Annotated in this window: 18 protein-coding genes; 9 read left to right on the top strand and 9 right to left on the bottom strand. The window is 67.3% G+C overall.

From position 1 onward, the window contains the following. Positions 1 to 3: 3 nt before the first annotated feature. The 5 genes from C7402_RS21475 (at position 4) to pdxR (ending at position 5820) form a co-directional block, all read left to right on the top strand. Positions 4 to 900, top strand: coding sequence for a transketolase (locus C7402_RS21475; RefSeq protein WP_116612012.1), 897 nt, complete (start codon positions 4 to 6; stop codon positions 898 to 900). Further along, on the top strand, positions 897 to 1898 hold the full coding sequence (locus C7402_RS21470; RefSeq protein ID WP_116612011.1) for a transketolase family protein: 1002 nt from the start codon (positions 897 to 899) through the stop codon (positions 1896 to 1898). Before C7402_RS21475 ends, C7402_RS21470 begins: the two co-directional genes overlap by 4 nt. Positions 1899 to 1917: 19 nt before the next feature. Beyond that, positions 1918 to 2763: an NAD(P)-dependent oxidoreductase gene (locus C7402_RS21465; RefSeq protein ID WP_116612010.1), complete on the top strand. Its 846-nt coding sequence runs from the start codon at positions 1918 to 1920 to the stop codon at positions 2761 to 2763. Between the two features lie 114 nt (positions 2764 to 2877). Further along, on the top strand, positions 2878 to 4185 hold the full coding sequence (locus C7402_RS21460) for an MFS transporter (RefSeq protein ID WP_116612009.1): 1308 nt from the start codon (positions 2878 to 2880) through the stop codon (positions 4183 to 4185). 132 nt (positions 4186 to 4317) lie between these two features. Next, positions 4318 to 5820, top strand: coding sequence for a MocR-like pyridoxine biosynthesis transcription factor PdxR (pdxR, locus tag C7402_RS21455; protein ID WP_244314898.1), 1503 nt, complete (start codon positions 4318 to 4320; stop codon positions 5818 to 5820). Here the strand turns inward: pdxR and C7402_RS21450 are convergent. From C7402_RS21450 to C7402_RS21435, 4 genes are all read right to left on the bottom strand, one after another. Beyond that, positions 5804 to 7168, bottom strand: a complete 1365-nt coding sequence (locus C7402_RS21450; protein WP_116612008.1) for a spinster family MFS transporter — start codon at positions 7166 to 7168, stop codon at positions 5804 to 5806. The two genes, pdxR and C7402_RS21450, sit on opposite strands and share 17 nt — an antisense overlap. Positions 7169 to 7196: 28 nt before the next feature. Then, positions 7197 to 8696 (bottom strand): amidase, encoded by a 1500-nt coding sequence (locus C7402_RS21445; protein WP_116612007.1) that lies wholly within the window; start codon positions 8694 to 8696, stop codon positions 7197 to 7199. 64 nt (positions 8697 to 8760) lie between these two features. After that, entirely contained in the window at positions 8761 to 10200 is a 1440-nt protein-coding gene (locus C7402_RS21440; protein WP_116612006.1) for a carbohydrate porin, read from the bottom strand. Positions 10201 to 10508: 308 nt separating this feature from the next. Continuing rightward, positions 10509 to 11933, bottom strand: a complete 1425-nt coding sequence (locus tag C7402_RS21435) for an NAD(P)/FAD-dependent oxidoreductase (protein ID WP_116612180.1) — start codon at positions 11931 to 11933, stop codon at positions 10509 to 10511. Positions 11934 to 12192: 259 nt separating this feature from the next. Between C7402_RS21435 and C7402_RS21430 the strand changes: the two genes are divergently transcribed. Beyond that, positions 12193 to 12576 carry a nuclear transport factor 2 family protein gene (locus tag C7402_RS21430; RefSeq protein ID WP_116612005.1) on the top strand — a complete coding sequence of 128 codons (384 nt, stop codon included), beginning with the start codon at positions 12193 to 12195 and terminating at the stop codon, positions 12574 to 12576. After that, positions 12573 to 13463, top strand: a complete 891-nt coding sequence (locus tag C7402_RS21425) for an EamA family transporter (protein ID WP_116612004.1) — start codon at positions 12573 to 12575, stop codon at positions 13461 to 13463. Before C7402_RS21430 ends, C7402_RS21425 begins: the two co-directional genes overlap by 4 nt. Positions 13464 to 13499: 36 nt before the next feature. Here the strand turns inward: C7402_RS21425 and C7402_RS21420 are convergent, their stop codons facing one another. From C7402_RS21420 to C7402_RS21400, 5 genes are read right to left on the bottom strand one after another with little or no spacing between them, the layout of a single operon-like run. Then, positions 13500 to 14888, bottom strand: a complete 1389-nt coding sequence (locus C7402_RS21420; RefSeq protein WP_116612003.1) for an LLM class flavin-dependent oxidoreductase — start codon at positions 14886 to 14888, stop codon at positions 13500 to 13502. Next, positions 14885 to 16609, bottom strand: coding sequence for a dipeptide ABC transporter ATP-binding protein (locus C7402_RS21415; protein ID WP_116612002.1), 1725 nt, complete (start codon positions 16607 to 16609; stop codon positions 14885 to 14887). Before C7402_RS21415 ends, C7402_RS21420 begins: the two co-directional genes overlap by 4 nt. 24 nt (positions 16610 to 16633) lie before the next feature. Further along, complete coding sequence (locus C7402_RS21410; protein ID WP_116612001.1) at positions 16634 to 17566, bottom strand: ABC transporter permease; 933 nt, start codon at positions 17564 to 17566, stop codon at positions 16634 to 16636. A gap of 32 nt (positions 17567 to 17598) precedes the next feature. Next, positions 17599 to 18546: an ABC transporter permease gene (locus C7402_RS21405; RefSeq protein WP_116612000.1), complete on the bottom strand. Its 948-nt coding sequence runs from the start codon at positions 18544 to 18546 to the stop codon at positions 17599 to 17601. Then, positions 18543 to 20198 (bottom strand): ABC transporter substrate-binding protein, encoded by a 1656-nt coding sequence (locus C7402_RS21400; protein ID WP_116611999.1) that lies wholly within the window; start codon positions 20196 to 20198, stop codon positions 18543 to 18545. Before C7402_RS21400 ends, C7402_RS21405 begins: the two co-directional genes overlap by 4 nt. A gap of 419 nt (positions 20199 to 20617) precedes the next feature. Between C7402_RS21400 and C7402_RS21395 the strand changes: the two genes are divergently transcribed. Both C7402_RS21395 and C7402_RS21390 read left to right on the top strand, forming a co-directional pair. After that, entirely contained in the window at positions 20618 to 21835 is a 1218-nt protein-coding gene (locus C7402_RS21395) for a GNAT family N-acetyltransferase (protein ID WP_116611998.1), read from the top strand. A 42-nt stretch (positions 21836 to 21877) separates the two neighbouring features. After that, positions 21878 to 23644, top strand: coding sequence for an ABC transporter substrate-binding protein (locus C7402_RS21390; protein WP_116611997.1), 1767 nt, complete (start codon positions 21878 to 21880; stop codon positions 23642 to 23644).

Raw genomic sequence — 23644 nt, 5'->3', positions numbered from 1 at the left:
ACAATGATTACGGAGGCCGTGCCGCAAAGCGGCTCGACATCGGTGCCACTTTCGAAAATCGCCGATCACGCGTATCGCATCCGCCGCTTCGCGCTGCGCATGGGCGAAGTGCAAGGCCAGGGCTACATCGGCCAGGCGCTCGGACTCGCCGACGCGCTCGCCGTCACCTGGTGCCACGCGATGAACCTGCGCCCCGAAGATCCCGAATGGGAAGGGCGCGACCGCTTCCTGCTCTCGCACGGTCACTACGCCATCGCGCTGTACGCCGCGCTGATCGAAGCGGGCGTCATTGCGGAAGCGGAACTGGAAACCTACGGCTCCGACGACAGCCGTCTGCCGATGTCGGGCATGGCGACCTATACGCCCGGCATGGAAATCTCGGGCGGCTCGCTCGGCCAGGGCCTGACGATCGCGGTCGGCATGGCGCTCGGCCTGCGTTTGAAGGGCAATCCGGCGTTCGTCTACAACTCGATGTCCGATGGCGAGCTCGACGAAGGCGCCACGTGGGAAGCCGCGCTCTCCGCCGCGCACCACGGCCTGGACAATCTGATCGCGCTCGTCGACATCAATCGCCAGCAGGCGGACGGCCCCTCGCACGACGTGCTCGGCTTCGAGCCGCTCGCGGACAAGTTCGCGTCGTTCGGCTGGCATGTGGAGCGCGTGAACGGCAACGATCTGCCCGCGCTCGTGCAAGCCTTCGACCGCGCCCGCGTGCTCAAGGAAGCGAAACCGCGCGTGATTCTGCTCGACACGCTGATGGGCAAGGGCGTGCCGTTCCTCGAAACGCGCGAGAAAAATCACTTCATTCGGGTCGACGCGCAGGAGTGGCAGCAAGCCATCGCCGTGCTCGACGAGCATCACCAGCAAGCCCGGCAAGCCCGGCAAGGAGACGCGGCATGAGCGCCGTCATCGAAAAGAAGCCGCGCCTGACGACCTCCGCCATGATTGCGTCGATCGCCTCGGAAGGCCAGCAGACGCGCCCCGCGCCGTTCGGCCACGCGCTCGTGGCCGAGGCCGAAAAGCGGCCGAACATCGTCGGCTTGACGGCCGATCTGTCGAAGTACACGGACCTGCATATCTTCGGCCAGGCGTTCCCCGAGCGCTTCTTCCAGATGGGCATGGCCGAACAGTTGTTGATGGGCGCGGCGGGCGGCATGGCGAAGGAAGGCTTCATTGCGTTCGCGACGACCTATGCCGTGTTCGCCACGCGCCGCGCGTATGATTTCATCCATCAGATCATCGCCGAGGAAAATCTCAACGTGAAGATCTGCGCCGCGCTGCCGGGTCTCACGACGGGCTATGGCCCGAGCCACCAGGCGACCGAAGACGTCGCGCTGATGCGCGCCATTCCCGGCATGACCGTGATCGATCCGTGCGACGCGCTGGACACCGAACAGGCGGTGGCCGCGATCGCCGCGCACGAGGGCCCGGTTTACATGCGGCTGCTGCGCGGCAAGGTGCCCGTGGTGCTGGAGGACTACGATTACCGGTTCGAACTCGGCAAGGCGAAGATGCTGCGCGACGGCACCGACGTGCTGATCATTTCGTCCGGAATCCTGACGATGCGCGCGCTCGAAGCCGCGCAGGTGCTGGACGACGGTTCCGCGAGCGTGGGCGTGCTGCACGTGCCGACCATCAAGCCGCTCGACGAGGCCACGATCATCGAGCAATGCCGCAAGCCCGGCCGCCTCGTGATCGTCGCGGAAAACCATAGCGTGATCGGGGGCCTGGGCGACGCCGTGACGAGCGCGCTGGTGCGCCATCGCGTGATGCCCGAGTTCCGGCAGATCGCGCTGCCCGACCGGTTCCTCGACGCGGGCGCGCTGCCCACGCTCCATGACCGCTATGGCATCTCGACGGCGTCGATCGTCGACAACATCAAGACGTGGCTCAAGTGACCCAGGAGACGCAGCGAAAATGAACGTGACATTCATCGGTATTGGCGCCATCGGTTTGCCGATGGCTTTGCAGGTCAAGGGCGCGGGCCACAGCGTGACGGGCGTCGATCTGTCGAGCCATGCGCGCGAACTCGCGCAGGAAAACGGCCTCGCCGCCGTGGACAGCTTCGCGGCCGCGCCTGCGCCCGACGTGGTCGTGGCCATGGTCGCGACGCCGCAGCAGCTTGCCGGGCTGGTCGACAGCGTCGGCACGCAGCTTCACGGCCAGACGTGGGTCATCATGTCCACGGTCGGCCCCGACGCCGTGCGCGAGCAAGGCGAGCGCCTCGCGGCCGCCGGCGCGCGCGTGGTCGATGCGCCCGTGACCGGCGGCACGGCGCGCGCCAAAACGGGCCAGCTCGTGATCTTCGCATCGGGCGCGCAAGGCGATATCGATTCGGTGCGCGCGGTGCTCGACGCGATGGGCAGCGTGCGCGTGACCGGCCCGAGGCTCGGCGACGGCCAGGCCATCAAGGTCGTCAATCAGCATCTGTGCTCGGTGCATATCGTGGCGGCGGCCGAAGCGCTCAATCTGGCGCGCTCGCTCGGCCTCGATCCGGCGGCCGTGCTCGAACTGGTCGAAAAGGGCGCGGCCGGATCGTGGATGCTCTCGGACCGCGGTCCGCGCATGCTGCAAGGCACCGACGTGACCGTCACGAGTTCGATCAACATCTTCGTGAAGGACAGCGACCTGGTCGCCGCGGCCGCGCAAGCGTGCGGCGCCGAGGTGCCGCTGCTGTCCGTCGCGAACGCACGCTATCACGAGGCGGCGCAAGCGGGCCTAGGCCTGCGCGACGACAGCCGCGTGATCGAAACCTGGCGCTGATACACCGCAGCGGTAGAGACTATTCAGGTCGTGTAAGACGCTCGACGAAAGCGCGACACGATCCGGCCGCCTGCACCACAGGCGGCCGGGCACCAGCAGTGGAGACAACTCACGATGAGCACCAACAACGAAGGGCGCGCGGTCAAGGTGGCCGTTGCGTCGATGATCGGCTCCGCAGTCGAGAGCTACGACTTCTTTATCTATGGCACCGCCGCCGCGGCGTGGTTCGGCAAGATCTTCTTTCACGCCACCGAACCGATCATCGGCATTCTGGCTTCGTTCGCCACGCTCGCCATCGGCTTCCTGATGCGCCCGCTCGGCGGCTATCTGGCGGGCCACTACGGCGACAGCCTCGGCCGCAAGGCGGTGCTGTTCTGGTCGCTCGTCGGCATGGGCGGCGCGACCGTGCTGATCGGCGCATTGCCGACCTATGAGCAGGCGGGCGTGCTCGCCCCGATCCTGCTGATCCTCCTGCGCATGGTGCAGGGCGTCGGCTTCGGCGCGGAATGGGGCGGCGCGGTGCTCATGGCGTGCGAGCACGCGCCTGAAAAGCGGCGCGGCTTCTTCGGCGCGGTCCCGCAACTCGGCATTCCGCTCGGCCTGCTGCTCGCCAACGGCGCGTTCCTGCTCTCGGGCGCACTGTTCGAAGGCGACTGGATCTGGCGCGCGCCCTTCCTGCTGTCTTTCGTGATGGTCGCGATCGGCATCTTCATCCGGATGAACGTATCGGAATCGCCGGAATTCGAAGCGATCAAGGCCGAGAACAAGGTGGTGAAGCAGCCCGCGCTCGAAGTCATCAAGAGCGACTGGCGCAGCATCCTGAAGATCGTCGGCCTGCGCATGGCGGAAACGGGCGGCTATTACATCACGACGAGCTTCATGCTCTCGTATGTGGCGCTCGCGCATGTCTCGACCACGCGGCACATTCTGTGGGGCACGCTCATCGGCTCCGCCATCGGCCTCGGCAGCCATCTGTTCTACGGCGCGCTCAGCGACAGGATCGGCCGCCGTCCGGTGTTCATGTTCGGCGCGATCTTCACCATCGCGTTCGGCGTGCCGATGTTCATGCTCATCAACACGGGCGCGGTCATCATGGTGATCGTGGCGGTGGCGCTGTCGCTGCTCTTTAGCCACGATCCGATTTTCGCGGTCGAGGCGAGCTGGTTCTCCGAGCAGTTTCCGGCCAACGTGCGCTCGTCGGGCATATCGCTGGGCTACAACGGCGCTTCGGTGATCGCGGGACTGCTGCCGATCGTCGCGACGGGAATGTACGGCGCGTTCGGCTGGATCGGGCCCGCGCTGATGTTCTCGGCGCTCGGCGTGGTTTCGACCTGGTGCGCGCTCGCCATGAAAGAAACGGCCCCCGCCGTGATCGAGAAAAACAAGCCGAATCCCGGCACGGAGCGCCGCTTCGCCGCCTGAAAGCCGGATTCGCTCCGAACTCGCCACGGATTATTGTCGTCTCGCGCGCCGGCCGCCAATGTCCCACAATGGCGGCACGGCGCGCGAATCGCAGCGATGCGTGCCTGACGATTGACGAACACGGGGCACGACGTGGAAGAGACGGAACTGATGTGGCGGCAACTGCTGAAACTCGACAGAAGTCCCGGCACGGCGTTACAGATCCAGCTTCGCTCCTCACTCGCCAACGCGATACTCGACGGCCGTCTGCCCGACGGCCTGCGCCTGCCCTCCAGCCGCGATCTCGCGCGCATTCTCGACATCTCGCGTAACACGGTCTTGCTCGTGTACGAGCGGCTCGTTGCCGAAGGCCACCTCGAATCGCGCACGCGCGAAGGGCATTTCGTGCGCGCCACGATCAAGCGCACCGGCGTTGCGCCGCTGGCCGCCGAACCCGTCTCGCGCCTGCCCGCGTGGGAGCGCCATTTCAGGCAGGCGGGGACGTTTCGCTGGCTCGACCGGCCGAGCGGCTGGCAAAAGTACCGCTACGCATTCGTGTACGGCCAGTTCGATCCGAAGCTCTTTCCGCTTTCCGACTGGCGCGAATGCAATCGCCTCGCGCTCGAAGTGGGCGCGGTGCGTAACTGGGGCCAGGATGACGTGGACGGCGGCTCGGGCATGCTGATCGATCAGCTCATCCGCACCGTGTTGCCGCGCCGGGGCATTTCGGCGAGACCCGAAGAAGTCATGCTGACGATGGGCACGCAGCACGGCCTCTACATGCTGTCGAAGCTGCTCTGCACGCCGGGGCGCATGGTGGGCGTGGAGGACCCTGGCTACATGGACGCGCGCAACATCTTCTCGCACGACGGCGCGCGCATCGTGGCGCTGCCCGTCGACGAAGAGGGCTTGAGCATGACGCCAACGCTTGGTGCTTGCCAGTTCGTCTATTGCACGCCGAGCCATCAATGCCCCACCGGCGTCACCATGAGCACGCAGCGGCGGCTCGAACTGCTCGACCATGCGTCGCGGTACGACCAGCTGATCATCGAGGACGACTACGACCCGGAAACGCAATACGTCGGCCAGCCGCTGCCCGCATTGAAGGCGATCGACAAGTGCGACCGCGTGATCTATCTGAGCAGTCTCTCGAAGCTGCTTTCGCCGGGCTTGCGCGTGGGCTTCATCGTGGCGCCGGCCGTGGTGATCGAGCGCCTGCGCGAGTTGCGGCGGCTCATGATCCGCCAGGTGCCCGGCAACAACGAACGCACCGCCGCGCTGTTCATTCGCCACGGCCACTACGACCGGCTGCTGCACAACACGCGCGAATCGTTGCGGCAACGCGCCGGACTCCTCACCCATGCGCTGCGCGAGACGCTGCCCGACCTGACGTTTGGCGAGCCGCAAGGCGGCGCGTCGCTATGGGTGACGCTGCCGGGCCAGATCGATCAGCGCGCGCTGTTCGGGGCGTGCAGCGCGAACGGCCTGCTGTTCGACCCCGGCGAGCCGTTCTTTCACGAGCCTTCGCACCCGCCGTGCGTGCGCCTGGGCTTTTCGGTGATCGACGCCGAGCGCATCGTGCCCGGCGTCGAGGAGTTCGCGCGCCACGTCAACGCGCTGCGCAGGCGGCCGGGCCGCGCTACGCGCGCGAGGTAGCGGCGGCGCGCGGTTTCACGCCGTGCGGCGCGGCGTGCGGCTGCGCCGCGATCGCGCGGGCAAACGCGCCGGCCGCGCTTGCGAGCAGCAACGCCGCGAGCACGTTGGCCGCCGAGACGATCGCGAGCGCCCAGCCGAGCGTGTCGTGACCGAGCGCTTTCGAAAGCGTGTCGTTGATCGCGCCCGTGACGATGGGGCCGAGTCCCGCGCCGATCGCAAGGATGCCGAAGTTATACATCGAGACGATGGTCGCGCGCCGGTCGGCGGGAAAGAGCTGCGTGACGGCGGCGTAGGTCGGCGCCATCCACCACATGCCGAACACGGACATGCCCAGAATGAAGAGGCCGACGAGCGGAACGCTCATGTGGCCCACAGGCAGCGCGAGATGCGCGGGCGTCAACGTGAACGCCACGGCGAACGGAAAGGTCAGCAGCGCGCCGAGCACCGGCACGCCGATTTGCCAGCGTGCGTCGCGGTGCGTGAGGCGGTCGGCGAGCCAGCCGCTCGACAGCGAGCCGATCACGGCGCCGGGCCCCGCCGCGATGCCCATCAGCGTGCCCGCCTCCTTGATGTTCATGCCGTGCGCGCGCACGAGATACGCCGTGCTCCAGGTGCCGAACGCGTAGCCGGAGAAGGCGAGCAGCGCGCCCGCCGCGACGATCATCGCGAACGGGCGGCAGGCCAGCGCGTCGCGCAGCACGGCTCGCGTGGATGCGGGCGCGAGCGTGTTCGGCTGCGTGTGCGTGTTCTGCTGCGCGGCGTCGTGCGTGCGCGCGGGCTCGGCAACGGTGAGCCGCAGCAGCAGCGCGACCGCGAGCCCCGGCAGGCCGAGCCAGAAGAAGGCCGCGCGCCAGCCGTGATACCAGGTGAGCCACGCGCCCACGGTCATGCCGATCAGCGCGCCCGCGGGCGCCGAAAGCATCAGCACGCTGATCGCCCGCGCGCGGCGCTGTGGCGGGTAGAGATCGGCGAGCAGCGACATGGAAGGCGCATTGCTGCCCGACTCGCCAACCGCCACGCCCATGCGCGCGAACGCCAGTTGCCAGTAGCCCGTGACCGTGCCGCAGACGAGGGTCATGCAGCTCCATGCCGCGCAACTGAGCGCGACGACGTTACGGCGATTGGCGCGGTCGGCATGGCGCGCGATGGGAATGGCGCAGCAGCAGTACACGGCGGCGAAGGCGAGGCCCGTGAGCAGACCCATGGCCGAATCCGATACGGCGAATTCGCGCTTGATCGGCTCGATGACGACGCCCATCACCTGGCGGTCGATCATGTTGACGGTGGCGATGGCGAAGAGCAGCAGCAGCGTGTAGTGCCGCCGCGCGCCGGTGGGTTCCTGTTTCATTGCATCGTGTCTCCAGGGAGGGCGCGCCTCAGGCGCGGCCGGCGGTGGCGAAGTCGAGCGTGGGCAGCGCCCACGGCCACGCGCGTTCGAGCTGGCCCGCGAGCGAGAACAGCAGGTCCTCGCGGCACAGCCCCGCCGTGAACATCATGCCGACGGGCATGCCATCGGCGGCGAAGCCGCTCGGCACCGACATGGAGGGCTGACCGCTCACGTTGGCCACCACGGTGAACGCTGCGCTGTTCATCATCTTCGCGGCGTACGACTCGAACGGCTGGCTCAGCACGAGTTCGCCGATGTGCGGGGTCTGTCCTGCCGTGACCGGCGAGAGCAGCACGTCGTAGCGCTGCATCAGCGTTTCCATGGCGAGTGAGATCTGCTCGAACGCGCGGCGCGCGCGAAAGAGCGCTTCCGATGTGGCGAGCCGGTTGCGCGCGTAGATGTGCAGCGTGATCGCCTCCAGGTCCGCCTCGGTGGCTTCGCGGCCCAGTGCGGTCTCGCGCTCGCGCAGGGCGGTGACGAGCGCGGCGCCGCTTGCCGTGCCGTGCGCGGTGAAGAGGTGTTGCGCATCCACGGGCAGCGTGACGGGCTCGATCGCATGGCCGAGCGATTCGAGGCGGCGTGCGGTTTCGTCGAGCACGCGCTGGATTTCGGCGTCGAGCGGCACACCCGTGAGCGAGGCCGTGACGAGGCCGATGCGCAGCGGCTGCGGGTCGCGTTCGCAGCATTGCGCGTAGGGTGTCGGCGGGGCGGGCAGCCAGTAGGGACTGCCGTGCTCGTGACCGTGGCTCGCGTCGAGCAGCCCCGCCGAGTCGCGCACGCTGCGCGAGACGACGTGAGCGCAACTCGCGCCGAACCAGCCTTCGAAGGCGGCCGGTCCTTGCGGTGTGCGATAACGCGTGGGCTTGAGGCCGAACACGCCGCACCACGCGGCGGGAATGCGGATCGAGCCGCCGCCGTCCGTCGCGTGCGCGGCCGGCACGATGCCCGTCGCGACGGCGGCGGCCGCGCCGCCCGACGAGCCGCCCGCGCTGCGCGCGAGGTTCCACGGGTTGCGCGTGGCGCCCCACAGCGCCGATTCGGTGGTGGTGGCGAGGCCGAACTCGGGCGTGGTCGTCTTGCCGAAGATCAGCATGCCCGCGTCGAGATAGCGTTGTGCGAGCGTGCTCGTGTACGAGGCGGGATCGCTGCCCGCGAAGAAGCGGCAGCCGTTCGTGGTGACGGTGCCCGCAAGCGCGGTGTTGAGGTCCTTGAGCAGCATGGGCACGCCCGCGAACGGGCCTGACAATGCGCCCGCGGGCGCGGCGTCTCGCGCCTGCGCGAGGCTTTGCAGGGCGAATGCGTCGTGCCGCAGATTGACGGCCTGCACGAACGGATCGACGGCGTTGCAGCGCGCGATGGCGGCGCCCAGCAGGTCGGCGGGCGCGAGTTCGCCGCCGCGCACGGCGGCGGCCATGGCGGTGGCGTCGAGCGAAAGATAGTCGGCTTGCGTGAGCGAAGCGGCCGGAGCGAGGGATGGGGTAGCGGACATGGCGATAGTCAAACGATAGCGGTGAGGGGCCGGCCGCGCTTGCATCGAAGCGCGGCCGGTGCGTTCAGAATGTGAAGGTGAGTGTTTCCTGGAGCAGCAGCGCATCGGGATGATGCGGCGCGAACACGGGGTTCTTCGTATAGGTGAGGCTGCTGATGAGGTACGCGCCGCGAATCACGCGCGCCGCGTACGAAGCCGTATAAGCCATCGTGTAGGCGGCCGGATCGGCGTGATACGACGCGTAGACGTCGCGCAGCACGCCGCTGTACAGGCTCTTTGTGATGCCCACGGCGAGCATGTCGAACGGGCGGCTCGCGAACGGGCCGATATAGAACGCCGAAACCTGCACGGCGCGGTTGAGCGCGTTGCGGTCGGCGGGCGACCAGTCGAACTTGGAATCGACATAAAGCCCGCGCGCGTCGTGCCAGGGCCGCGTGAGCTGCCAGGTGCCGGCCACGTAGAACTCGTAATTGTTGCTCGACGGCGTGGCCGAATTGAAGCGCGTATAGCTGCTCGTGTTGTAGAGCGTGCCAAGGCGCAGCCACATCGAGCTTTCGGTGGGCGAGGCGGCGCGCTTGTAGCCGAGCTCATTGATGAAGAGCGCGCGTGCGCCGGGCACCGAGAGTCGGAAGCCCGAGGGGTTGTAGTCGATGTCCTTGAGGATGCCCTCGGGGCTCATGCTGCGCGTGACGGCGAAACTGTCGTAGAAGCGCAGCGAGGGGCTGCGCATGATCACGTTGAACGTCGGCGTGGGTTCCGAGGCGGACATGCCCGCCTGGAACGGCACCACGCTCTGCGGCCCGAGCGCGGAAGTCGAGGCGTTGCCGCCGAGCGTCATGCCATAGAAGAGGCGAATGCCGGGAATGAAGCCGTAGATCAGCTCGATGCGCCGGTCGAACAGCGGCTGGTCGATGCCGAAGATCGTCATCGTCGCCACGTGCGGATTCGCGGACCGGTAAGTCGAGGTGGCCCACGACCCCGAGAGCGTGAACTGCGCATTCTGGCTGAAGCCGATGCGCGAAAGGTCGTAGGTCAGGTAGACGTTGGTCGTCTGGTTGTACGTGGGGTCCTGGCCGTTATAGGCCTGTTTGGGCGCGTTATTGCCGTTCAGGTCATAGGCGTAGCCCAGCATGGAGACGAGGCCGAAGCCGAAGCCATGCTCGGCCATCGCGCCGCGCACGCCGCCAAGCTCGGGCGCGACGCGCAGGCACACCGGAAGCGGCACCGTGGCCACTTCGATGCGCGTGGTGTACTGGCTGTAGCCCACGCAGGGCGGCGGCGCGGCGCTTGCCGCGGCGGCGGGCGTCAACGAAGGCGCGGTCGCCATCGAAGACGTCCCCGCGCCGTTCGCGGGAAACGCCGACTGGGCGAGGCTCGCCGCAGCGGGCGCGCGGGTGTCGGACGCGTTGGCCGGATCGGCTGCGTATGCCGTCTGCGCTGTCTGGAAGACGATCCCCGCCGCGACGGCCAGCGCCGTTTTATATAGGTAAGACTGTGTGCTCACTGATGACGTCCTTTGTTCGAATAGTAAGGGAAGGCGTAGCGGCGAAAAAAATGCAGGTTTCAGACCTGTCGATGGAGCCAGCAGCGGTTATCTCCAGGGCCAGCGCGCCGGCGGGGCGCTCGCCGGGCCTGGCTGGCGACTTCCGTTGCGGGCTCAACAAATCTCGCTCGGCCGTCGGTGTTCAATCCGGTGCGCGGGCACTGTCTGCGGGCGTCGAACATGCACCACGAAGCACCGCCATTTCAATTCGGATCGCTAATTAACCAGCATGGTTTTCGCCGCTTGTACGCCCGCACCGCCCCCTGCACTTAGAGCACTTCGTCGTTCAGGTGATACCAGCGATAAAGGAAACGCTGGCCAATGCGCCGGAACGGCGCGAACAAGGGCGAGCGGACGCTGCCGAAAATATTCGGGTATTGGAGCCCCGAGTCGTAGATCGGCAAGTCGAATGCCGCAGCGGGCTTGCCGGCGATGCGCTGCGCCATGCGCCGCCCGGCATGCGCCGAAAACGACACGCCATTGCCGCCGTAGCCGAGCGCGTAGAACACGTTGTGATTGCGCTCGGGCTGGGCGATGCGGGGCATCATGTCGTGGCTCACGTCCACCCATCCCCACCACGAATGATCGATGCTCACGTCGCGCAACGCGGGAAACTTGCGGTGCAGGCCGTTGACGAGCACGTCGAAATGCTTCTGGCGCGTGGCGTCGGCGCCCGTGACCGAACTGCGGCTGCCGATTTGCAGGCGATAGTCGGGCAGCAGCCGGTAATAGAAGCGCAGCGTGCGCGTGTCCGTGATGACCTGGTGCGTGAGGAAGTTGGTCGCGCGCCGCTCGCTTTCGGTGAGCGGGCGCGTGACGAGCGAGTTCGAGAGGATCGGCATGATGCGCGAATCGAGCCGCCGGTGCAGGCCGTTGCTCGTATAGCCGCCCGTGGCGAAGGCCACGGCGCGCGCGCGCAGCACGCCGCCCGGCGTGCGCACGTCATAGCCGCCGCCGCGCGCCTTGACGTCCAGCACGGGGCTCGCGGGATGAATCTTGACGCCCAGGGCACGCGCCATGCGCATATAGCCGAAGGCCAGCTTGAGCGGATGCACGCCGATGCCGTCGGGCTCGTGCAGCGCCCCGCAATTTTCGGCGTCGTTCACGTAGTGGGTGCGCACGTCCCCGGCGCTGAGCATGCGTGTGTCGTAGCCGAACACGTCGCGCATGACCTTCGCCTCGTGGCGCAGGAAGTCGAGCTTCTTCTCGCGGTGCGCGATATACAGATGGCCGCCGGGCTGCGGGTCGCAGGGCACTTCGGCCACGAGGCTCTTGAACGTCTCGAAGCCCTCGCGGATCTCGGCGTCGAGGCGCAGCGCCGTTTGCTTGCCCCAGCGCTCGATCCACTGCGAGCGGTAGAGGCGTCCGCTCGCGTTTTGGCCCTGGCCGCCGTTGCGGCTCGTGCAGCCCCAGGCCACGCGGTTGGCTTCGAGCACGGTGGCGCGTATGCCGTGCTCGCGCGCGAGAAAGAGCGCCGTGGCGAGGCCCGTGAAGCCGGAGCCGACCACCACGACGTCAACGTCGGCGCTGGCGCGGATCGGGCCGTCGTCCTCGGGGGGCGCGCCCGCGCTCGCCACCCAGTAAGTCGGCGCGTAGTCCACGCCGTGGCCGGGGTTCGCGGCGACGAGCGGATCATAGGTGGGATCGTAGGGCGCAAGGGGCTCGCTCGCGGCAAGTCCGGCAAGCGTTTGCATGGGGTTCATGAGCGGGTTCCGTTGGGTGCCGATTGGGATGGAACCATCTTGCAACGAAAGTCCGCAGGCTCATGGTGCCAACAAAATAAGGCGATGGTGCCAGCGGCGCGGCGGGCTTGCCGGGGCGGGCTGGCTCCATCGCTGGACAGGCCTGGTACCACGGACCGCGCCCGGCATTGTTTAAGATGGGCGTTTTCGAACCGGGCCGCCGGCACCACGGCGGCAACGGACAGTTTGACCCTCTGACGAGTACCGACTCATGTCATCGAATTCCATCAATATCGCATTCCTTAATGATTTTTCCGGCGCCTGGAATCGCCACGATATCGACGCGTTGATGCGTTTCATGCACGACGACTGCGCGTTTCACGCGGTGGCGGGACCGGACGTCATGGGCCGCAGTTTCATTGGGCGCGATGCGGTGCGCGCGGGCTTCCAGCTTGCCTGGGAGACGTTTCCCGACGCGCGCTGGCTCGACGCGGATCACTTCGTGGCGGGCGCGCGCGGCGTGACCGAGTCGACGTTCCACGGCACGCGCGCGGACGGCAAGCGCGTCGAGGCGCGCATGGTGGACGTGTTCACGTTTCGCGACGGCAAGATTCTGGTGAAGAACGCGTTTCGCAAGGACCGGCCCGCCGCATGAACCGCGCAACGTTGAGCCGGGGCGACCTCGCGGCGGCGGCGGCGGTCGTGGTGATCTGGGGATTCAACTTCGTCGCCATGAAAGTCGCGCTGCGCGATTTCACGTCGATGCAGTTAGGCGCGGTGCGCTATGTGTTCGCCGCCTTGCCGATGATCCTGCTCGTGAGGAAGCCGGCCGTACCGTGGCGCTGGATCGTGGCGTATGGTCTGGTGCAGGGCGTGGGCCAGTTCGGCCTGCTATTTCTGGCGCTGCGCCTGGGCATGACCTCGGCGCTCGCTTCGGTGCTGCAACAAACGCAGGTGTTCTTCACCGCGCTGCTGGCGGGCGCGTTTCTCCACGAAAAGCTGAGCCGTCCGGCCAAGGTCGCGCTCGTGCTGGCGGCCATGGGGCTCGGCTGCTTTGCGATGAACGTGAGCGCCACGGGAGCAGGCTCCGGCTTGACGCTCGCAAGCCTGTTGCTGAATCTGGGCGCGGCGGCGATGTGGGCCGTCGCCAATATTTTCGCGCGGCAGTTGCAGCGGCGCTTTCCCGGCTATTCGCCGTTCGAGTTCGTCGTGTGGTCGAGCCTTGCGCCCATCGCGCCTTTCGTCGCGCTGAGCCTGTATTTCGACGGCGCGGCGGTGTGGCGCGACTGGTCGCACGTTTCGGTGGCGGGATGGGTGGCCGCCGCCTATCTCGGCTGGCTCGCCACGCTCGCGGCCTATGGCTTGTGGACCGGCCTGCTCGCGCGGCACCCCGCCAACCGCATCGCGCCATTCAGCCTTGGCGTGCCGGTTGTCGGGCTGGTTGCGGGCATTCTCGTGCTGGGCGAGTCGATCACGCTGTGGCAGGGCGCCGGTGTGGCATTCGTCGGCGCCGCGCTGGTGTATTTGCTGTTCGGGCGTTAGCGGCTTATCCGGCTTCGGCCGAAGGCTCGCGCGCGCTCAATGAACCGGCTGCGCCACGCCGCGCCGCACGGCGTCGCGCAGGGCGCGCGCCGGATGGTGATCGGGCAGGTTCGGGCCGCGTCCGTGAATCTTTTCGCGCAGCGTGCCCGGAGCGTACTCCGTTTGCATCAGGCCGCGCTTTTGCAGCACCGGCACCACGTGATCGACGAACTCGGTCCACCAGCCCAGCGTCGTGACCGGCACCACGTTGAAGCCGTCCACGCCCGCGTCAGCGTAGCGCTGCACTTCGTCGGCAATCTGTTCGGGCGTGCCCGCGAAGCGCCCCGACACCGTCTCCTTCAGCAGGTCGCCGAACGTGACCGTGCGGTCCGGCGCGGCCTCGATGAAAGCGCGCACGTTGCCGCGCACATGGTTGGTCAGCAGCAGTTCGGAAAGCGGCCGGTTCGGATCGATGTCGGACAGATCGACGCCCAGGCTGCCGCTATAGAACGCCTGGAGCGCTTCGAGGCTCAGCCATTCCTTCAACTCGCGGCGGCGCGCGTGCGCCTCCTGTTCCGTCGCGCCGATCACGGGCGCGAGCGACACGATGATCTTCAGTTCGTCCCCGGCGCGGCCGAACGCGCGGGCGCGCGAGCGCAGGTCGGCCACATGCTTCGCGGCGCTCTCGGGTGTGCGCGCCGCGATGAAAGTCGCTTCCGCATGGCGCGCCGCGAACGCGCGGCCCGCTTCCGAGCCGCCCGCCTGGAACAGCAGCGGCGTGCGTTGCGGCGAGGGCTCGGCCAGATGCGGGCCCTCCACGCTGTAGCGCGCGCCGCGATGCAGGATCTTGCGCACCTTCGACGGCTCGGCGAATACGCCGCTTTCGAAGTCGGCGACGAGCGCGTCGTCCTCCCAGCTTGCCTCCCACAGCTTGTAGACGACCTCGACGTACTCTTCGGCCCAGCGATAGCGCTCGTCGTGCTCTTCGAGCTTGTCCTGGCCGAAATTACGCGCGGCGTTGTCGAGGTACGAGGTGACGATATTCCAGGCAATGCGCCCGTCGGAAAGATGATCCAGTGTGGACATGCGGCGCGCGAAGTCGAACGGATGATCCTGGATCACCGAACTCGTCACCGCGAAGCCAACGTGCTCGGTGGCCGCCGCGAGCGCCGAAACGAGACTCGCCGGGTCGAGGCTCGGAAATTGCATCGCAGTGCGAATGGATGTGTCGCCGTTGCCGCGAAAGCGGTCGTACACGCCCACCACATCGGCCAGAAACACCGTATCGAAGCGGCCGCGCTCCACGGTCTTCGCGAGTTCGATCCACGGCTGCAAGCGCTTGTATTCCAGTTGGCCACGCCCTTGCGGATGCCGCCAGTAGCCGTGACTATGATGATTGGGCGTGACGTGGGTGAAGGCGTTGAAGATCAGACGTTGGCGGCTCATGAAGACAGTTCCGTAAGCAGGGCGCGCGACGCCGGTGCGGCCACGCGCACGGGCAGCACCGCGTCGAGCAGGCGCAGCGTCGAGGGGTGCCGCGCGTTGGCGCGCAGATTGGCGGCGTCGAGTGTTTCGATAATGCGTCCGCGCTCCATCACGGCCACGCGGTCGCACAGGAATTCGATCACGGGCAGGCTGTGCCCGATGAAGAGATAAGTGAGGCCGAGCGATTCGCGCAACGCCAGCAGCAGGTTCAGGATCTGCGCCTGGATGGAGACGTCGAGCGCGGACGTCGGCTCGTCGAGCACGATGAATTCCGGCTTGACGACCAGCGCGCGCGCAATGCCGATGCGCTGCCGCTGGCCGCCCGAGAAGGCATGCGGATAGCGGTTCAGATGCCGCGCTTCGAGGCCCACGCGTTCGAGCGCTTCCTGCGCCAGCTCGCGCGCGTGCTCGCGGTCGCGCGCGACGCCGAGGCGCAAGGCGGGATCGGCGAGTTGTTCGAGCAGCGTGCGGCGCGGATTGAGCGACGAGGCGCTGTCCTGGAACACGAACTGGAAGCGTCGGCGAAATGCCTTGAGCGCGCTGCCGTCGAGCTTGGCGAGGTCCGCACCGTCGAAGCGCACCGTGCCTTCGCTCGCGGGAATCAGGTGCGCAACGACGCGCGCGAGCGTCGATTTGCCCGAACCGGACGCCCCGATCAGCCCGAAGATCTCGCCGCGCCGCACCTCCAGGCGGGCGTCGACCACGGCATCGAAGCGCCGCGCGCGCGAAGGCAGCCACGATCTCGCGGTGACGAACGTGCGGCGCACGCGGCGCGCTTCGAGCAGCACGGGGGCGGCGTTCGCGGGCGCGCTCGTGTTCGTCCCGGCAGCGCTGCGCTTCTGGCCGCCCGCACCGGCAGCGCCGAGCCGCCGCGAAGGCGACGGGTCGAGCGCACGCAAGCCGATTTCCGGCACGGCGTCGATCAGGCTGCGCGTGTACGCGTGCTTCGGGGCCGCGAGCACGTCCGCGGTGCGCCCCTGTTCGACGATCCGGCCCGCGCGCATCACGGCCACGCGCTGGCTTAGCTCCGCGACCACGCCGAAGTCGTGCGTGATGATCAGGATCGCCACGCCGTGCTCCTGATTCAGGCGCTTGAGCAGGCGCAGGATGTCCTTTTGCAGGACGGCGTCGAGCGCCGTGGTCGGCTCGTCGGCGATCAGCAGGCGCGGGTGATTGAGCGTGGCGAGCGCGATCATCACGCGCTGGCGCATGCCGCCGCTCAACTGGTGCGGCCACGCGCGCAGCGTGCGCGCCGGATCGTCGATGCCGACCTCCGCGAGCGCCTTGGTTGCGCGCGCAAGCGCCTGCGCACGCGTGAGCGGGCGGCGCAGCCGCGCCGTCACGGCGAGTTGGTCGCCGATGCGCATGGTCGGATCGAGCGCGCTCAGCGGGTTCTGGAAGATCGTGGCGACACCCGTGCCGCGCAAGCGTTCGAGTTGCGCTTCGCCGATGCCGACGAGCGGCCGGCCGTCGAAAGCGATGCTGCCGCGCACGCGCGTGACGCCGCGCGGCAGCAGGCCGTTGATCGCGGCGGCCGTCACGCTTTTGCCGGAACCGGACTCGCCGACGAGCGCGACGATCTCGCCCGCTTCGAGCGAAAGCGTCACGCCGCGCACGGCCGGTTCGGCGCCGCGCGGGCCGACGAAATCCACTTCGAGTTGTTCGATATCGAGCAGGGGCATGATGAGCGAAGAGGAGGTGGCGTGTCAGCCTTGCGGATCGAGTGCGTCGCGCAGGCCGTCGCCGAGCCAGTTGAACGCCACCGAGACGGCGACGATCGCGAGGGCGGGCAGCGTGGCGACGTGCGCGCCGCCCGTGAGCATCACCTTCGCGCCTTCGCTCACCATGCGGCCCCAGTCGGGCATGGGCGGCTGCACGCCGAGGCCGAGATAGCTGAGCCCCGCGAGAAACACGATCATCCCGCCGCACAGCGTCGTGCCGTACACGACGAGCGGCGTGAGCACGTTCGGCAGGATTTCGCGCGCGACGATGTCGAACGTCGACGCGCCCAGTGCGCGCGCCGCTTCGACATACTCGCGCTCGCGCTCGGCCCGCACGTTCGCGTACACGACGCGGGTGAGATAGGGCAGGGCGCTGAACAACACGGTCACGCCCGCCGTGAACGGACCCGCGCCGAACGCCGTGGCGAGATTGATGGCGAGCAGGATCATCGGGAATGCGAACAAAAGGTCGGTTGCGCGCATCACGGCGATGGCGGCGAGACCCCGCGAGTAGCCCGCGTAGAGTCCGAGCGCGAGGCTCGCCACGCAGGCGCCGAGCACCGAAACGACCACGATGGCGAGTGACGTGCGCCCGCCCCATAGCAGGCGGCTCGTCATGTCGCGCCCCTGTGCGTCGAGGCCGAGCCAGTGGCCGGGCGTGCCGACGCCTGCGAGGCGCGCGGCCGGTTCGGCATGGTTCGGGTCGTACGGCGCGAGCCAGGGCGCGGCCAGCGAGACGAACACCGCGAGCGCGATGATGACGACGCCCGCCACGGCCAGCCGGTTGGCGGCGAGCCGCGCGAGCGCGTCGCGCCAGCGTGGCGGCTGCCAGTGCGCATCTTGCGCATCGCTCGCATCGTGTGGGGAGGCGCCGTACGCGTCGTCGATCGGCGCGGCGGAGAGATCGGCTTGCGGCATGGAGATTCCTTGATATGGCGTCGCGCCGGGCCTCAGGCTCGCAGGCGCGGATTCAGCAGGTCGAGCGTGATGTCGGTGACGAGGTTGGCCACGACAAAACACGCGGCAACAAGCATGACGCCCGCCTGTTCGAGCGGATAGTCGCGTCCCGCCGCGGCCACGTAGAGCTGCGAGCCGAGACCGGGCCACGCGAACACGTTCTCGACGAGAATCACGCCCGAGAGCAGATAGCCGATTTGCAGCCCCGTCATGTTGACGACCGGCGCGAGCAGATTGCGGCCCACGTGGCGGCGCAGCAGCGTGCCGCGAGCAAAGCCCAGCGAGCGGAACGTGCGCACGTAGTCGGCGCGCTCGATCTCGATCACGCTCGCGCGCACCAGGCGCGCGAGTATCAGCATCGAGATGACCGCCGCGCAGAACGCGGGCAACAGCAGGTGGCGCAGCGTGTCGAGCGCGCCACCGTCGCCGCGCAAGTCGGCGATGCCCGAGGAAGGCAGCCAGTGCAGCTTGAGCGAAAAGAGCCACACCAGCGCGAGGCCGAGCCAGAAGATCGGCACGTTGTGGCCGAGCTGGATCACGAACATCGATATGGCGTCGGCACGGGTGCCGCGCCTGAGCCCCGCGAACACGCCGATCGCCACGCCGAACACCACGCACAGCACGACGGCGGCGGCCGTGAGCAGCAGCGTGTTGCCGAACGCCGGTGCAAGCAGGCTGGCAACGGGCACCTTGTAGATGATCGAAGCGCCCCATTGCCCCGAGAGGAAATGGCCCAGCCACACGACATACTGCTGGGGAAGCGGGCGATCGAGGCCGTAGGCATGGCGAAGCGCGTCGATTGACGCCTGCGGCACCTGGCCCGCGAGTGCGTTCGAGATGGGGTCGCCCGGCGCGAGATGCGCCGAGACGAACACGAGCACGGAGATCGCGAGAAAGAGCGGAACGGCCGTCAGCAGGCGCAGGAGGATCGTGCGGATCATGTCGAGAGCGAGACGCGCGCGAGGTCGTACCAGTTCTGCGCGGGCACGTTGAAGCCCTTCACCTTCGGGCTGACGGCGAAGTAGCGCGTGAAGGACACGAGCGGCACCGTTGCCGCCTGCTGCTGGAGCAGCCCGTTGGCGTGCTTCCATGCGGTAATCGCCTTCGCTTCATCCACTTCGTGCGAGGCGGTGTCGATCGCCGCCTTCAGTTCAGGCCCGAGCAGATCGCCGCCGCCGCGCGTGACGACGTAGCCCTGATACACGATGCGCGCCCACAGCGGCGTGACGAAGCCCCACTCCATGCTGGTGAGCGCCACTTCCGGCGCGAGCTTCGGCAGATTCGACGTGTACGTGAGCCATTCCTGCGAGAGGATGTCGACGTGAATGCCGACCTTGGCGAGATCGCGCTGAATCCATTCGATGCTCGGCTGGTTTGCCTCGTCGGTGGCGATGGTGAAGCGGATATCGCCGTCCTTGAAGCCCGCGTCGGCGAGCCGCTTTCTCGCGGCTTCGGGGTCGTAAGCGTAGTCGCGCTGGTTCGCGTCGAACGCCGCGTTGCCAGGGTTGAGAATGCTGTATGCGGCGAGCGCGTGACCCTTGAAGAGCGTCTTCGCGAGACCTTCGCGGTCGATCGCCTGGATGATCGCCTGACGCACGGGCAACTGCTGCGCGAAACGGTTGCGGAAGTTCCACCCCAGATACAGCAACCCCGCCTGGGCGCTTTCGGGCACCGCGTAGCCGCCGCCGGTCAGTGTGTCGACCGCATCGGGCGGGGTGCGCGTGAGAATGTCGATCTCGCCCGCCTGCAAGGCGGCGAGCCGCGTAGCGTCGTCGGTGATCGGTCTGAACACGATGCGCTCCAGCGGGGCGCGGCCGCCCCAGTACTGATCGTTGCGCGCGAGTTCGGTTTTCTCGCCATGCACGCGCTGCACGAGACGGAACGGTCCGGTGCCCGTCGCGTGTTCGGCGAGCCCGTCCTGGCCGTACTGTTTCAGCGCCTGCGGGCTGAAGATGCCGGACACGTAGTTGCCTTGCGGCAGCATGCGCAGGAAGTCGCGAAACGGATGCTTGAACGTGTAGCGCACCGTCTGGTCGTTCAGTACCTCGAATGACTTGAGGTCGCCGTACACCGCTTTCATGAACGCGTTCGCCTTTACGTCATAGAACTCGAAGCCCGGGTCGCTGAAACGGCGCACGTTGAATTCCACGGCGTGCGCGTCGAAATCGGTGCCGTCGTGAAACTTGACGCCGGGGCGCAGATGAAACGTGAACGTCGTCGCGTCGTCGCTGACTTCCCAGCTTTGCGCGAGCGCCGGAATGAGCGGCGGCGGCCCGGCCGAGGCGGGCTTCGACAGGTCTTCGGCGACCAGCGATTCGTAGATATGCCGGTCGATCCGGTACGTCTCCCACGAATACTGATGGTTGGGATCGTAGACCGTGGGCTCCTGGTACGAGCCGACCACGAGCGTGCCGCCTTGCGCACCTTGCACGCCCGCTGCGCCTTGCGTGGCGGCCTGGCCGGTTGAGGACGAAGTGCGCCAGAAGCCGTAAGCGACGGCGCCGACGCCAACGGCGGCGCCTGCGGCAAGCACTGCGCGGCGGCGCGGATTGGTCGGCTTATCGGCGGGCAAGTCGGGTGGGGTGTCGGACATCGGGAGAATCAGTCGATCAGGGGTCGAAGGCACGCGCGGCGCTGAAAATGAGCACAGCGATGTGCCGGGAAGCGAAAAGGCTAGATTCGCCAAACGCTTCCGGCAACCATTGATTCATGCAATCGATATGAGCGCTTTTTCCCATTGCCTGATGCACGCGGGGCGAGCGCCGTTGAATAGCTTATGATTGCGCGCCGAAAATATTCAGAAGCAATTCATATAATCGGAGTGCAGAATAATCCGCAAGTCGAATGCTAGGATTGAAACCCGCCGATCAACACGCCGCAGGAATGATGTCAGGTCGTGTTATTGCAGCGGATATCTCCAATCCAGCGTCAATATGATTTGCGAAGCGCCATGCAAGAACCGACGAGACTCAGTGCGTTTGCCAAACGTGACGTACACGCGGCAGGTGGGCAATGAGCATTGAAGTTCGCGTGCTGCGCGACACCGCCGATCTGCTGGCCGCGCTCACATTGTTTCGCTCCGCGATGATCGGCTTGCCTGCGCTCACCGAAGACGACGCCGTGCGTCTGGTCGGCATGAGCGAGCCGGGGCGCAGCTATGGCGCGTTCGACGGCGGCACGCTGGTCGGCACGACGGAGTCTTACTCGGGCACGCTCACGGTGCCGGGCGGCGCGCGCGTGGCGCATGCCGCGGTGACGCATGTCGGGGTCGCGCCCGGTTGCACGCGGCGGGGCGTAGCCACGGCGTTGCTAGAACGCCAGTTGCGCGACGCGCACGCCGCTGGCGACGTGGTGGCGACATTGCGGGCGTCGTCTGCCACGCTCTATGGCCGCTTCGGTTACGCGGTGGCGTCGTCCACGGCTACGGTCGAGATCGACACGCGGCATGCGCGCCTCGCCGTCGAGTGGCGCCCCGAAGCAGTGCGGCTCATCGACCCCGCGCAGGAATGGGACACGATGCGCCACGTCTACGAACGGCATCCGCCGTTGCGCGCGGGCACGATCAGCCGCCCGCCGTACTGGTGGGCGAATGTCGCGCTGCGCGAGCGCGGTGCGCCCACCCCGCACTACCTGGCGACGCATGAAGGCCCCGACGGTCCGGACGGCTATGTGCGCTATCACGCGGCGGCCAGCGACGGCTGGTTCAGCGACCGGCAGCGAACGATCGTCGTCAGCGATTTCGTCGCGCGCACACCGGGCGCTTCGGCGGATCTGCTCGGCCATCTGTTGTCGCGCGATATCGCGCATCGCATCGTGATCGCCAGTTGTGCGATCGACGAGCCGTTTGGCTGGCTGCTCGACAACTATCGCGACGCGCGCGTGAGCGCGGTGGCCGATGAAACGTGGCTGCGCATTCTCGACGTGCGCGCGGCGCTTGCGGCGCGCCGCTACGGTCACTACGGCGGCGAGGCGGTCATCGAGATCGCCGATCCGCTCATTGCGGGCAACAGCGCGCGCTTTCATCTCTCGGAGCGCGGTGTGCAAGCGACGAGCCGTTCGCCGGATGTCGTGCTTGGCATTGACGCGCTCTCGGCGGTTTATCTCGGCGGCGTGCGCTGGTGGCAACTGGCGCGCGCGGGACGCCTCGACGTGCACCACGCGCCTGCGCTCGACGGGCTCGACGCCTTGTTCGCGTGCGATGCGGCGCCGTTCAGCGGCACGCGTTTCTAGCGCTGTCCGCTCCTCATCCTCTTTCAACTCAAAGCATTGACCATGAAGGCAAAATTTCTGGAACGCGCGAAGCGGGCGGCGGGTTTCGCGGCGCTCGTCGCGCTTGGCGTGAATGCGGGCGGCGCGCATGCCGCATCGGCCGACGCGCCGCAGCGTGGCGGCACGCTGCGCATTGCCTCGTTGCAGCCCGATATCGACGCATTCGATCCGCAGACCGGTTACAGCATCGATTCGTGGGAGATCCTGCGGGCGGTCACGCGCCAGCTGGTCACCTATCCCGGCTCGCCCGCCGGACTCAAGGACGACACGAAGATCGTGCCCGATCTCGCGAAGTCGTGGGACGTGAGCGCGGACGGCAAGACCTATACGTTCCACCTGCGCGACGGCATCCGCTTCGCGGGTCCCACGCAACGCCCGATTGTCGCGAAGGACTTCGTCTACACGATCAAGCGCTTCTGCGACCCCAACCGCCAGGTCGCGGCGGTCAACTATTTCAATCTCGCGTTCTCGGGATTCGCCGACTACTGCAAGGCCTTCTCGAAGGTGCCGACCGGCGATCTGGCCGCGGCCCGCAAGTTCATCGATACGCATGACATCGCAGGCGTCACCGCGCCCGACGACAAGACGCTCGTGCTGCGCTCCGACACGCGCAACTACGACTTTCTGAACATCCTGTCGATGAACTTCGTGTCGCCGTTGCCCGAAGAAGTCGCCTCGCGCTATTTTCCCGATTCGCAGGAGTTCCGGCGTAATTTCCCGTCGAGCGGACCGTATTATGTGGAGTCCTATACGAGCGGCCAACAACTCACGCTCGCGAGAGTGCCCAACTACAACTACGCAAGCGACCCCGCGCGCCACGCCTACGCCGATCGCATCGTGATCGACTTCACCTCGAACAGCGAAGACGCAGTCGTGCAGAAAATCCAGACGGGCGCGGCCGACCTTTCGCTGTATCTGGACGTGCCGCCGCTCGCGACGCTGCGCAGCTACCAGTTGCAGAACAGCCCGCAGTTGCATGCGTCGAACAGCGGCGCGGCGAACTTCATCGTCATCAACGCGCGGCCCGAGGCACAGAGCGCGGGGGCCAATGCGCTGCGCAAGCTGCCCGTGCGCCAGGCGCTGGCTTACGGCGTGAACAAGGCGCATATCGTCCAGACGCAAGGCGGCACGATCGCCGCCGAGCCGCTCGGGCAGATCATCACGTCCACCACGCTCGGCTATCAGAAGTTCGACCCGTATGGCACCCCGCAGGACCGGGGCGATGCGCAGAAGGCGAAGGCGCTCCTCGCCGGGGCGGGCTACCCCGGCGGCGTGAGCTTCGACCTGGCTTATCGCGCCAATGCGCAGTTTTCGGCCATCGCGGTGACGCTCAAGGAAGACCTCGCCGCCTCGGGCATCAAGCTCAACCTGCTGCCGATCCCACCGACGCAGTTCCTCGCCTACCTGCAAGACCCGAAGAGCCGCTACGATCTCGCGCTCGCGCAGTTCGCCCCCGACTGGCAGGGGCCGAGCACGCGCATGCTGCTTGGCGGCTGGCTCGACTCGGACGCGTCGCCTTGCGGCAAGGGCAATAACTACGCGATCTGCTATCGCAATCCGCAACTGAACGCGCTCGCGGCAAAAGCCTTCCCCTCGGAGAACCCCGGCCCGATCTGGACCGAGGCGGATCGCCTCGTTTCGGCGGACCTGCCGTGGATTCCGCTGTTCGAAAAGCGCAAGGTGGCCATCACGTCCGACCGCGTCACGAACTGGGTGTGGTCCTCGCTCGCGGTGCAGGCCGACGTGACCAACATCGCGTTGCGCCAGTAA

Origin of the sequence: Paraburkholderia unamae, from assembly GCF_003096875.1 — a bacterium.
Lineage (GTDB): Bacteria > Pseudomonadota > Gammaproteobacteria > Burkholderiales > Burkholderiaceae > Paraburkholderia > Paraburkholderia unamae.
Note: the sequence above shows the minus strand (reverse complement) of the source record. Positions and strands in the feature narration are given on the sequence as shown.